The sequence below is a fragment of the Joostella sp. genome, from assembly GCF_048266025.1.
Classification (GTDB): domain Bacteria; phylum Bacteroidota; class Bacteroidia; order Flavobacteriales; family Flavobacteriaceae; genus Galbibacter; species Galbibacter atrarenae.
On the sequence record NZ_JBLXAF010000005.1, the window covers coordinates 138,561 to 151,516 of the forward strand.

General features: G+C 34.0%; 8 protein-coding genes. 3 read left to right on the forward strand and 5 right to left on the reverse strand.

From position 1 onward, the window contains the following. Positions 1-5 precede the first annotated feature (5 nt). The 4 genes from ACN0TY_RS10535 to ACN0TY_RS10550 are packed head-to-tail and all read right to left on the reverse strand — an operon-like array spanning position 6 to position 5,037. On the reverse strand, positions 6-860 hold the full coding sequence (locus ACN0TY_RS10535; protein WP_417444451.1) for a fumarylacetoacetate hydrolase family protein: 855 nt from the start codon (positions 858-860) through the stop codon (positions 6-8). A 6-nt stretch (positions 861-866) separates the two neighbouring features. Further along, entirely contained in the window at positions 867-2,453 is a 1,587-nt protein-coding gene (locus tag ACN0TY_RS10540; RefSeq protein ID WP_417444452.1) for a sulfatase family protein, read from the reverse strand. Between the two features lie 12 nt (positions 2,454-2,465). Next, a complete protein-coding gene (locus tag ACN0TY_RS10545) occupies positions 2,466-4,262 on the reverse strand; it encodes an alpha-L-fucosidase (protein ID WP_417444453.1) in 1,797 nt (598 codons plus the stop codon). 1 nt (position 4,263) lies between these two features. After that, positions 4,264-5,037, reverse strand: a complete 774-nt coding sequence (locus ACN0TY_RS10550) for an SDR family NAD(P)-dependent oxidoreductase (protein ID WP_417444454.1) — start codon at positions 5,035-5,037, stop codon at positions 4,264-4,266. 400 nt (positions 5,038-5,437) lie between these two features. Here ACN0TY_RS10550 and ACN0TY_RS10555 point away from each other — a divergent pair, with 400 nt between their 5' ends. After that, positions 5,438-6,628: a glucuronyl hydrolase gene (locus tag ACN0TY_RS10555; protein WP_417444455.1), complete on the forward strand. Its 1,191-nt coding sequence runs from the start codon at positions 5,438-5,440 to the stop codon at positions 6,626-6,628. Positions 6,629-6,703: 75 nt separating this feature from the next. Here ACN0TY_RS10555 and ACN0TY_RS10560 read toward each other — a convergent pair whose 3' ends face one another. Further along, a complete protein-coding gene (locus ACN0TY_RS10560; RefSeq protein WP_417444456.1) occupies positions 6,704-7,957 on the reverse strand; it encodes a DUF2264 domain-containing protein in 1,254 nt (417 codons plus the stop codon). Between the two features lie 134 nt (positions 7,958-8,091). Here ACN0TY_RS10560 and ACN0TY_RS10565 point away from each other — a divergent pair, with 134 nt between their 5' ends. Together ACN0TY_RS10565 and ACN0TY_RS10570 are read left to right on the forward strand one after the other, a co-directional pair. Next, positions 8,092-11,262, forward strand: coding sequence for a SusC/RagA family TonB-linked outer membrane protein (locus ACN0TY_RS10565; RefSeq protein ID WP_417444457.1), 3,171 nt, complete (start codon positions 8,092-8,094; stop codon positions 11,260-11,262). Between the two features lie 10 nt (positions 11,263-11,272). Further along, positions 11,273-12,913, forward strand: coding sequence for a RagB/SusD family nutrient uptake outer membrane protein (locus ACN0TY_RS10570; RefSeq protein WP_417444458.1), 1,641 nt, complete (start codon positions 11,273-11,275; stop codon positions 12,911-12,913). Positions 12,914-12,956 lie beyond the last annotated feature (43 nt).

Genomic DNA, 12,956 nt, shown 5'->3' on the forward strand with positions numbered 1-12,956 from the left:
AAATTCTATTTATAGGCTTTCACAGATTGCTTAGAGCTTCCTAAACCATCAATTCCTAGTTCTACAGTATCCCCAGGATTTAAATAGCGAGGTGGTTTTAACCCTAATCCAACACCAAATGGCGTTCCTGTAGAAACAATATCTCCAGGTAATAAAGTCATAAACTGACTTATATAGCTAACTAAAGTAGGAATATCGAAAACAAAATCTGATGTATTACTATTCTGCATCATTTCTCCATTTAATTTCAACCAAAGGTTAAGACTATGGGGATCTTTTATTTCATCTTGAGTTGCAATATAAGGTCCTAACGGAGCAAAAGTGTCACAACTTTTTCCTTTAACCCATTGCCCTGATCTTTCTATTTGAAACTCACGCTCACTATAATCATTATGCAAAACATATCCTGCAACATGATCCATCGCATTTTCTTTAGACACATACGAAGCTTTCTTGCCAATTACAAAAGCTAGCTCTACCTCCCAGTCTGTCTTTTTACTATTTTTAGGAATTACCACATCATCATTCGGTCCAACGATTGCAGATGTCGCCTTAAAAAATAAAACAGGTTCCTTTGGAATATCCATACCACTTTCTGCTGCGTGTTTAGCATAATTAAGACCTACACAAACTAACTTTGATGGTCTTACTGATGGTGCTCCAAGACGAACATCATTACTAACTTTTTCGCATGAATCAGCATTTGTTTCTAACCATTTCTTCAAACGATCTACTCCATCACTCCCAAAAAAAAACTCATTAAAATCTTCTCCAAAGGAAGATACATCAATACGGGTTCCATCTTCTAATTGAACCCCTGGTTTCTCACTGCCCTCTTTTCCGAATCGTATTAATTTCATGTTATATTATTTTATTATTGTTTTTATTTGTTTCCATTCTTTCCCTCCAAAAGGAGCATCATTTTGCTGAATCCCACCTGGAGTACTTCTTCCGTCTTCAATATATTTTACAAGAAGTGCATGAAGTTCTGTTACCCTCTCTGGCTCTTCATAAACTAAATTGACACTCTCTTTAGGATCTTTATTAAGGTTATAAAGCTGTAACGGTGGTAATTTTTCTATCCCTTCAGAATTTGGTTTAGGACTACTCCAACCACCAGAACCTGGACAGAATATTAACTTCCATTCCCCTTTTCTTATAGCAAAACTTCCATTTATAGAATGATTTACAATGGCTTCTCTACCAAACTTATCCTCATCATTATTAAAAAGAGGTAACATTGAATAACTGTCTTCTCCTTGATTATCTTTAAGTTGAATGTTTAAAATATCTGCACATGTAGCCATTAAATCTGTAGTACATACAATTTTATCTGTTGATGTACCAGCCTCAATAACAGCTGGCCATTTAACTATAAAAGGTACTCTATGTCCTCCTTCAAATATATCTGCTTTATGACCTCTATATTTATAACTAGGATAATGATTTTTAGCCTGTAATTCTTCAATTTTAGCAGCTGGAGAACAACCATTATCACTGGTGAAAATTATCAATGTATTTTCTTCGATTCCAGCTTCTTTAATCGCCAAATTTAGTTTCCCCATATAATCATCTACAAGCATCACAAAATCAGCATAAGGATTTAATCCACTTTTACCTTGCCACTCTTCCGTAGGGAGAATTGGTGTATGTGGAGATGGAAGTGCTAAATATAAAAAGAAAGGTTTTCCAATATTTGCATGATCTTTAATATAATTTATAGACTTTTCGAAAAACAAAGGAGTTGTTTCTTCATGAACAAAATCCGCTCCAGTAGGACCTTCTCGCCACCATCCGTATTTGGTTTCACTTATTGTTACTTTATCTGGCTGTGCTGTTACATTATCATTTTCAACATAAACATACGGCGCCATATCCAAAGAACCAGAATGCCCAAATGAATATGTAAACCCTAAATCTTTTGGAGAATTAGAAATTGGTTTGGTAAAATCTATATTGTCATAATCTGTTGGTGTCCATCCTTCACCTCCAATACTATCTCCTTCCTTTAATGCCCAATCCCAACCTAAATGCCATTTCCCAATGAATGCAGTTTCATAATTCTGAGCTTTTAATAAGGAAGCAACCGTAGTTCTATCATTAGGAATTAATGCTTTTGAGACCCCAGTTAAGACACTATTCTTAAGAGGACTCCGCCAATTGTATCTTCCTGTGATAATACCATATCGCGTAGGAGTACATACTGATGAAGAGGTATGAGCATCCGTAAATTTAAGTCCCTCATTAGCTAATTCATCTATGCTTGGTGTTTGTATCTTACCCTCTGGATTAAACGCACTTATATCGCCATAACCCAAATCGTCTGCAAGCACATATATTATATTCAAATCAGAACTTACTTCGCTAACCTCTGCAATTTTATTTTTCTCCTTACATGATGAATATAAAATAGAAGCTCCTACTATGAAAAATAATACTTTTTTAAATCCCATTATTTCTTCTTTTTAGTTTTTAGAGATTTTAAAAGTCCATGCTAAATGTGAAGGCAATTGAGAATATTTAACTTTTTTAGTATCTACAATCATTTTACCATCTCTATAGGTCCAGTCTAAATCTAAATCAGTTCCTACAAGTTTTACTTTCGAATTATTTCCTGGATTTGGAATCTCTAATTCTAACTCCTCATCTGGCCACTGTAAACTCACTGCGTAGATATTCCCGTTATTTTGAGTATAACATAAATACGTTTGCATAGAACTATAAGAACCTTCTATTCCATGATTTTTTAAAGCTTCATCTTTGTAAAACGCTGAAGCAGGAATAACTGTTTTGTCACTATCTTTTGTACTCCAGTATATAGAAACGTGTGCGTTTTGTTTCTTTTCTACATATTTAATTTTAACTGTATTTGCTTTCCCTTCTTTTAAAGTTACAACACCAGAAGTTACCGCTCCAGTTTTTGCTTCCATTACTTCTGATTGACTCCCAGTTTCTTGATAATTCTGATTTACAACTAACTCATCATTTATCCAAATAGCAACAGCATCATCCGCCTTAACCTCAATTGTATACTTTCCAGATTTAGGAGCAACGAGATACCCATCCCAATCTACTGTAAAACTATCTTCTTTTATTCCTTTTAAAGGACTATTTCTCACCCAATTAAAGTCAATTTTATCATCTACTCTTTGCTTAGTAACTTTCTTTTCTTGCTCATGGACACTATAAGGCGTTGCTCCATATATTGCTTCTCCATTTATTTTTAACCATTTTCCTAAATCTATAAGTCGTTCTTGTTGCAATAAAGGAATCTGACCGTCTGCCTTTGGACCGACGTTTATAATCATTCCACCCCCATTGGCTACAGTTTGCACAAACCGATGAACCAATTCTTCTGAAGTAGTATACGCTTCTAATTTTTCGTTTCTATTTAATCCAAAAGAACGCCCTAATCCTCTTACTTCTGCCCACGGACGGTCTGTTTCTTTTATTCCTGCACTATATTCTGGTGTTAAAAAACCAGTATCAAGACCTCTTCCCCATCGATCATTCACAATTGCATCACTACCAACTAAGTTATAATACCAATCTATAAGTTCTGGCGCATGCCACTGCTTTGCTGTATTAAACCATTCCCCATCAGAAAAAATTAAAGAAGGTTTATATGTTTTTACCACCTCTTTAAACTGAGGAATCATATACTCTTCTACGTATTTCCCTATACTATCATTAGGATCTGTATACCATCTGTGCAATGGATGGTTCCATTCTGACAACGAATAATATAATCCCATTTTTAATCCTTCTCCTCGAACAGCATCTGTTAACTCTCCAACTATATCACGCTTTGGACCCACATCTACAGAATTCCAATTCCTATTATATTTACTTGGCCATAAAGTGTATCCATCATGATGTTTAGATACTAAAACTACATATTTAGCACCTGCTCTTTTAAAGAACTGCGCCCATTCTTTAGCATCAAATAACTCAGCTTTAAAGTGAGGAGCTAAATCTTTATAAGTTGCTTGTTCTCCATAATTATCTTTAAGATAATTAGTTCTCAAAGTATCTCCAGTTTGCAAGCCTCTCAAATACCATTCTGAATATGATTCTGCTCCTCCATATGCTGGAACGGAATACAATCCCCAATGTATAAAAACCCCTAATTTAGCATCTTTAAACCATTGTGGATAAGGTCTTTCATTAATTTTATCTATTAATTCTTCGTAATTTCTATCCTGGGAAAATGAAAAAGAATAAAAAAGAATACTGATTATTACAAGAATTTTTAAACGCATATTACCCATTTAATGTTACAAACCCTCCATCTATCGGGAAATTACTGCCAGTTATAAAAGAAGCTTCATCGCTACATAGATAAAGCGCCATGTTTGCTATCTCTTCAGGAAGTCCCATTCTTCCGATTGGTTGCGTTTTAGAAAGTTTATCAAACATTTCTTCTTCTTTTCCTGGATAGTTATTCTTAATAAATCCATCTACAAATGGAGTATGTACTCTCGCTGGAGAGATACAATTACATCTAATATTATGATCTATATAATCTTTCGCTATAGAATACGTCATTGTTAAAACTGCTCCTTTTGACATTGAATAGGCAAACCTATCTGAAATACCTACCGAAGAAGCTATGGACGCCATGTTAATTATTGTACCTCCTTTTTCTTTTAAGAACGGAATTAATGCTGAAATACAATTATAAACTCCTTTCACATTTACGTTATAGACTCTATCTAAATCATCTTCAGATGTATTTTCCACATTGCCTACATGGGCAATCCCCGCATTATTAATTAATATATCAATCGTATATTGAGAAGCTAATTCTGTAATCACCTTATTAACTCCCGCATTATCTGCAACATCACATTTCTTCCATACACCTTTACCTCCATTTGCCTCAATTTCATTGATAGTATCTTCAGCATTTTTCTCATTAAATTCTAAAATACACACAAAAGCACCATGCTTTGCAAAATTTAAAGAAATTGCTTTTCCTATTCCGCTTCCGCCACCAGTAACAATCGCTACTTTATTTTCTAAACTAAAACTCATTATATATTTTTTATTATTTGAAAAAATCTCTTTTATCCATGACTTACAATATTACTGGAACTAGCATAAATCTTCCACCTAAAAAAAAGCAAACTCTAATACTATTTTTGCCTTTTGGCGACAAATTTTGAAGGTTTTACATATAAAAAGAACATACGCCTTATCAGTAATAAAACAATAAGTCAATATTTCTCCACAACTACACTTCTTATATATACTTAAAAAAGCAAAAATTAGAAACTACTAACTGATTAATATATAGGATTCGAAAGTTAAAAATTTACATATATTTATACAATCGATTGTATAAATATATAGTTTTATTATTATATTTGAGTTATCATTAAGTGACTTTCACTTTTATTGATTTTTGAATAGTAAACTAATTACAACTAAACTTATGATTACGAGGGTAAAAACTTTAATTGCACTGCTTCTAATATTTCAATTTATAGGATGCAACGACAATAAAGAAACTAAAAAAGAAGACAAGAGATCTATTGTTGAAAAAAGTGTTGATCAGTATGACACTGCTTATACTGAAATAAATAAACATCTGGAGATGAAAAGATTCATCCCTAGATCTATTAAAAACAATGCTATGAAATACGTTGGAGCTTATGACTGGACGAGTGGATTTTACCCTGGCACATTATGGAATTTATATAAATTATCTGGAGATAATAAATGGAAAGAACGCGCTACTATTTATACCGAAAAACTAGACACTATTCAATATTGGGAAGGAAATCACGATGTTGGTTTCATGATTGAATGTAGTTTTGGTAATGGAATAAAATATGCCAATATAGAAGAATACAATGATGTAGTTGTACAGACTGCAAAGTCTTTATCTACAAGATTTAGACCAGACGCAGGAGTTATCCAATCTTGGGGAAGTAACAAAAAGTGGGATTGTCCAGTTATTATAGACAACATGATGAATCTAGAGTTATTATTTAATGCTACTAAGATTTCTGGAGACTCCACTTATTACAATATTGCTGTAACACATGCAAATACAACCATCAAAAATCACTTTAGACCAGATTTTAGTTCATACCACGTTGTTGACTACAATCCTGAAACAGGAGAAGTTAACAAGAAAAACACACACCAAGGATTAAAAGATGAGTCTGCTTGGGCTAGAGGTCAAGCTTGGGGACTTTATGGATATACTGTAAGTTACAGAGAAACAAAAGATCCTAAATACTTAGAACAAGCACAAAAAATAGCAGAATTCATTAAAAACAATCCAAATTTACCAAAAGACAAAGTGCCTTATTGGGACTATAGCGCTCCTGCCAGCGAAGAAACTCCAAGAGATGCATCTGCAGCAGCTATAACTGCATCTGCGTTATATGAATTAGCTACTTTCTCTGAAAACGCTAACAAAAAAGAACATAAAGATTTTGCTGATGAGATTATGAGTAGTTTATCATCTCCAGCATATTTTGCAGAAACAGGTACTAATGAAGGATTTTTACTGAAACATTCTGTTGGAAGTATTCCTCATGGAGCAGAAATTGATGCTCCGTTAAATTATGCAGATTATTATTACACAGAAGCTCTTATTAGAAGAGGAGAGTAAGTACCATACTTAAATACCGCATAAAAAAGGCTTTCAAATTGGAAGCCTTTTTTATGCGGTATTACCTTAAGAATACTAATACTTAACTTTATAATCTTTCTTAACAGACTTTCCTTGCCATGCCTTTTTAGAAGTCCATTCCTCATCTTCTGCTGACCAAAACTCATGATCAGATGGCAAACCTAAAGGCAAGAAACTCAACGTAGTCATATACAGGCTCCCTGTAGACGTATAATAATCTGCTATCTCAGGCTGATGTCCACGAAACCCTAAAAGCAACCAATCATTATCGTCAAAAACATCATCTACTAATAAGTTCTTTGTTATCTCAGTTAAAGCACAACGCACTTGAGCTGGAGAAACAATCTCTGGCAAAATCTCTCTTTGTGCTGCCATTGCAAGCACTTGAAACGCTGCAGTCCTATAAGTAATAGACCTTCCTATAACAGGAAAAGTACCTTCAGGAGAAATCATTCGTTCTTGTAATTCTGCATAACGAACCATACGTTTTACTGCTGTATTATAATCCTCCTCATAAGAATTGTCAAAATCCTTCATAACCTCTAGCACTTCCACAAACATCGGATGCATCACATAGGAGTTATAATAATCAAATGCAAAATGAGGACCATCACTATAGTTTCCATCACCTACATACCATTCCTTAAAACTTGAAATTGCTTTATCAATAGACTCTTTATCCCAATCATCTTCTCCAGCATAATGTAAAAATGCCTCTGTAGTCGCTGTAAAAATCAACCAATTATTATTAAATGCTTTTCTAGTCCTTAGCGCTTTAAACTCTGTTATCAAACGCTTTTTTGTAATACTATCTAATGTATCCCATAAAGCTTTTGGAGCTCTCAGTAACCCCTGAGCTAAAAAAGCTGCATCAACAATAGGCTGATGTTCTGTTCTAAAATTTAAATAATCTGGACTACTTGGATTAACTCCGTTTTTAATAGCCTTATAATACAGCTCCTTTAACTCTTCTCTTTTCTTTCCTTCTGCTGAATCATCATCAGGAAGACCTAACCATGGCGCGAGTCCAGCCATTGTTCTCCCAAAGGCTTCTAAGTAAGTTACATTTTTTCTTAACCCATAAGAAGGAGCCTTCTCGTTGGGCATATTTTTTACTAAAGTGTTATTAGCTAAGTTGTACAAAACAGGATGTGATATTTTATAAAGGGTATCAACCCAATAACTTCTAACACTATTATCAGAGACACTTGCATCTACTTCATTATTATCGGTAAACCACGACAATGGATTACTCACTAATGGAACCGCAATAAGAGGCACTGAATTTATGAAATTTCTTCGTTTCATTTTTAAAATATGATTTTTAATTAAAATAAATAAGTTTATAAAAATAAATAGCAACTATATGAAATAAAAAACAAATACAATCGATTGAATTTACAATATATATTTTTATATTTACATAAATTTAACTATTTAATATGAATAACCAACTAAAAAAACCTAGATTATTACGTATTGCTTTGTTTGTTATAACAATATGTTACGTAATTCCTTTTTACGGAAATTCGGATGAAATTTCAATTAATCCTTTAAACGCTATTCAAACTGTAATTAATGGCACAGTAAGCTCTGAAGATGGACTCCCTATACCTGGAGTAAACATTATGATTAAAGGAACAACAAATGGTGTTGTTTCAGATTTTGATGGAAATTACGAAATCAATGTATCTAACTCGAACACGACATTAGTATTTAGCTACATAGGATTTACTAGCCAAGAAATTGTTGTAGGCGATCAAAAAATTATTAATATCACCTTAAAAGAGGACGTATCTAAACTTGAAGAGGTAGTTGTAGTAGGATACGGAACTCAAAAAAAGGAAACACTTACAGGAGCTGTATCTACAGTTTCTTCAGAAACTATAGAGAATAGGCCTGTTACAAATGTCACATCAGCCCTTCAGGGTACTACAGCTGGTCTTAACATAACAAGAACTTCAGGTCAACCTGGTGAAGAAGGACTTGGAATACAAATTCGTGGAGCTACTTCTGCAAACGGCGCTACTGAACCTTTACTATTAGTTGATGGAGTTACTAGCCCTTTAAGCATGCTACAATCCATAAACCCTAATGACATTGAATCAGTTACTGTATTAAAAGATGGGGCCGCCGCCGCTATCTACGGAGCACGCGCAGCAGGTGGTGTTATACTGGTAACAACCAAAATAGGAAAAGAAGGAAAAACAATTATTCAGTATGAAGGTAGAGTTACATCTCAATGGTCCCTCAACGAACCCGTTCGTTTATCATTATTAGAAGAGGCAGAATATTCGAACTTAGCTAGAGAAAATGCAGGCATAGCACCTGAATATTCAGAATTTGATTTAAATAACATTAAAAATGGTACTGAATTTGTTGTGGACCCCAACAACCCATCAAGATACATAACCTACAATCAAAAAAGCATAAAGGATCAAATACTAAGAGATCAATATTTAATGCAGTCACACAATATCAGTGCTAGAGGTGGTTCTGAAAAGATAAAACATTTATTCTCATTTGGATACTTAGACCAAGAAGGCATCATGAAAGTAGGTCCTGATGATTACAAAAGGTGGAACCTACGCTCAAACGTAAGCGCTGAAATAAGTGATAAAATAACTTTAGACACTCGTATATCATATTCTTCTGAAGGAATAGAAAGCCCTTCTAGAGCTATAAATGGCTATGGGCTACTTCAACAAGTATATCAAGCACGTCAACGATTTCCTATATTCACCCCAGACGGGAAACTATTTGGAGGTGCAGGTAGCTCTGGAAATAATACATATGCTTATCTAACAGAGGGTGGGTATACTAACGATGATACTACTAATTTAAATGGAATTTTTAATCTTACTGCAAAAGATTTGATAAAAGGATTTACTTTCAGAACTATATATGGAAGGCAAGAAGAAAGAATAGATTATGAAAACTTTAATAGAACTGTTGAATTATGGGATAGAGGAGGCCCTGTTTATTATTTGAACAATCCTAACTCATACAATGTTTCCAGCACAAAGAACACTACTGAGAACTTTCAACTATTAGTAGATTACGATGTTTTAATTGCAAACAATCATAAAATACATGCGCTAATTGGTTACCAATGGGAAGATTACAGAAGCGCTAACATCAACTCTAGCGCTAGCTCCCTGTCTAGCAACGACATACCAAGCTTAAATTTAGGTGATATTAATAGTAAACAAAATAGCGAAAATAAAATCACCTACGCGAATCAATCTGTATTTGGAAGACTTAATTACACTTTTAAGGACAAGTACCTAATAGAAGGAACTCTAAGAATGGATCAAAGCTCTAGACTATCTCCTGAACTTAGGAGTAAATGGTTTCCATCTATATCTGGAGGATGGAATATGCAAAAAGAAGAATGGTTTTCCAATATATTACCTTTTGTTTCTGAGTTTAAACCTCGTGTTTCTTGGGGTCAGCTAGGTAATGCAAATGCAGATATAATTGGTTATTATGATTATTTAAACCTATTAAATCTAGGAAACTCACTAGTGATGGGCCAAAATGAAGATCGCGCTTCTTACTTCTACCAAAGTAATCTTCCTTCTTTAGATTTATCATGGGAAACGGTGGAAACATTCAATTATGGAGTTGATTTTGCTCTTTTGCAAAATAAACTACAAGGTACATTTGACTTCTATCAGAAGTATAATCGAAATATGTTGATCCCCACAACTCTTCCTGCAACAATAGGTATTTCAACTCCAAGAGTTAACGAAGGAGAATTAAAAAGTTGGGGATGGGAAGCATCACTAAGCTACAGAGGTGAAATCGGAGAAAACTTCAATTTTAGTATTAGCGCTAATATATCTGATAATCAAAATGAATTAGTAAACTATGGAGGTAATACAAATACCATACAAGAAGGAGTAAACACCCTTGTAGAAGGCGAATCATTAAATACTATTTGGGGTTATAAAACTAAGCCTGGCTACATTGAGTCGCAAACGCAATTAGACAATGCTCCATTTTACAGCAACCAAACAGGTATTGGAGATATAGAATACATCGATCAAAATGGGGATGGTCTAATCAATGTAGGTGGTGGAAATACTGCAGATCATGGAGACCTTGTTAAATTAGGAAACAATCAACCTAGATATCTATATGGTTTTACCTTAAAAGCTGACTGGAAGTCTATTGACTTTAGCGTCTTCTTTCAAGGTGTTGGCAAACGTTCATTCCTTCCTTCTAGATACATTCAACAACCTTTTTTATATGCTTGGATACAACCTATGGATATTCATAAAGATTATTGGACACCTGACAATCCTGATGCAGCTTTCCCTAGGCCATACTTAAGTGGCGATCACAATTATGCTACATCAGATAGGTGGATTGTAGATGGATCTTACCTTAGGTTAAAAAATATTCAACTAGGGTATTCAATACCTCAAAAACAAATGGACAAATTACCGTTAGACAGGGTTAGGCTTTATTTATCAGCTGAAAACATACTTACATTCACTAATATGGGAGTTTATGACGGAGTTATAGACCCCGAACAAAGAAACAATGTTCATGCCGATTATCCATTCACTGGATCAATAGCATTTGGTGTCAATTTAACCTTTTAAACAAACTCTTATGAAAACTATAAATCTAAAAAATAAATTTTCACTATATATAATAGGAGTAATTGCATTGACAATTACCTCTTGTGATGTAGATCGACTACCAGAAACTGCCATAGCAGATCCCTCCTATTGGCAAAATGAAAATGACTTAAAAGCAGCAACTAATTATCTATATACATATCTACCTGGACTACCTGAAACTTCAGATGTTTGGTCAGATGATGCTTTTGGAACTGCTTCAAATAATATTAGCGACGGAAGTAGAATCACACCCTCTTCTGACAGCTACTATAGCGACCAATACAATTTAATAAGAGCGGCTAATAACATTATAGAAAAGTCAACTCGAGTAATTGAAGCTGGTGTAGATGTCAATACTGTTAACTGGTATGTATCTGAAGCTAAGTTTTATAGAGCATGGGGGTATTTTAATTTAGTGCGTAGATATGGCGCCGTACCTCTAATCCTAAAAACATTAGTAGAAAATTCTCCTGAATTACAAGCCCCAAAAGCATCCCGCGAGGAAATTTTCAACTCTATCTATGACGATTTAGATTTTGCTGCAAATAACCTAAGAACTCCAAGCCTTTTAGGAGAAAGTAACTATGGAAGAATTTCTAGTACTGCTGCAAATGCCTTTAAATCTAGAGTAGCACTTTTTGAAGGGACACGCGCTAAATTTCATGGATATGGTGACTCAAAAAAGCACTTGATGTTAGCTAAAAGTGCTGCAAAAAAAGTAATTGATTCAAAAGAGCATAGTATATACCCGAATTATTTTGATTTATTTCAATATGAAGGGGAAGGAATACAGAACAAAGAAAACATTTTAGTTCGTCAATATGGAAAAAGTATTGAAGAATCTATTTCATCACACACAACACAAAGAACACTAGAAACTGGAGCTGTAAATCCTACAAAAGCATTAGCAGACTCATATTTAATGTCTGACGGACTACCAATTAATATATCCTCAAATTATAAATTTCCTAAAAGCACCCTTGAGGTATTCGAAAATAGAGACCCTAGGATGAGTGCTACATTTTTTAAAAAAGGAGATTCTTACACAGGCACACAACCTGTATTTAATGTTCCTTCATTAAGTTTTCAGCGTACAGGATTTGCTAATAGAAGATATGCTAATATACAAGATTGGCAAAATTCAAGATCATACATTGATAGAACTTTAATTAGGTATGCTGAAGTATTATTAAATTATGCTGAAGCAGCATATGAATTAAATGAAACCATTAGCGACGATGATATTGACATCTCAATAAATCAGTTAAGAAATAGAGAAACTGTAAATATGCCTGAGTTAAGTAATAATTTTATTAACTCAAATCAACTAGATATGCGAGAAGAAATAAGACGGGAGCGAAGAGTTGAATTAGCACTAGAAGGCTTTAGATATTGGGATATAATTAGATGGAAAACTGCTGAAATTGAATTACCCAAAACTGTTCTAGGAAACTTCTTTTTTGAAGAAGAATTTGGAGAGGTAGTTAAACCAGAATTAACTAGTGAAAACTATATCATTATTCAAAAATCAGATACTAGAAATTTCGATCCTGGAAAAGATTACCTATGGCCAATTCCTACAAACCAAATAAGTCTAAACCCTAATTTAGAACAAAATCCGAAATGGTAACATAACCTATAGCAACCGTTCCAATTATAATGGAACGGTTGTT

What these genes read in the sequence shown, in the direction of transcription:
- ACN0TY_RS10545 (WP_417444453.1), bottom strand. Translation starts at nt 4,262, where the DNA reads ATGCGTTTAAAAATTCTTGTAATAATCAGTATTCTTTTTTATTCTTTT.
- ACN0TY_RS10555 (WP_417444455.1), top strand. Translation starts at nt 5,438, where the DNA reads ATGATTACGAGGGTAAAAACTTTAATTGCACTGCTTCTAATATTTCAA.
- ACN0TY_RS10535 (WP_417444451.1), bottom strand. Translation starts at nt 860, where the DNA reads ATGAAATTAATACGATTCGGAAAAGAGGGCAGTGAGAAACCAGGGGTT.
- ACN0TY_RS10550 (WP_417444454.1), bottom strand. Translation starts at nt 5,037, where the DNA reads ATGAGTTTTAGTTTAGAAAATAAAGTAGCGATTGTTACTGGTGGCGGA.
- ACN0TY_RS10560 (WP_417444456.1), bottom strand. Translation starts at nt 7,957, where the DNA reads ATGAAACGAAGAAATTTCATAAATTCAGTGCCTCTTATTGCGGTTCCA.
- ACN0TY_RS10570 (WP_417444458.1), top strand. Translation starts at nt 11,273, where the DNA reads ATGAAAACTATAAATCTAAAAAATAAATTTTCACTATATATAATAGGA.
- ACN0TY_RS10565 (WP_417444457.1), top strand. Translation starts at nt 8,092, where the DNA reads ATGAATAACCAACTAAAAAAACCTAGATTATTACGTATTGCTTTGTTT.
- ACN0TY_RS10540 (WP_417444452.1), bottom strand. Translation starts at nt 2,453, where the DNA reads ATGGGATTTAAAAAAGTATTATTTTTCATAGTAGGAGCTTCTATTTTA.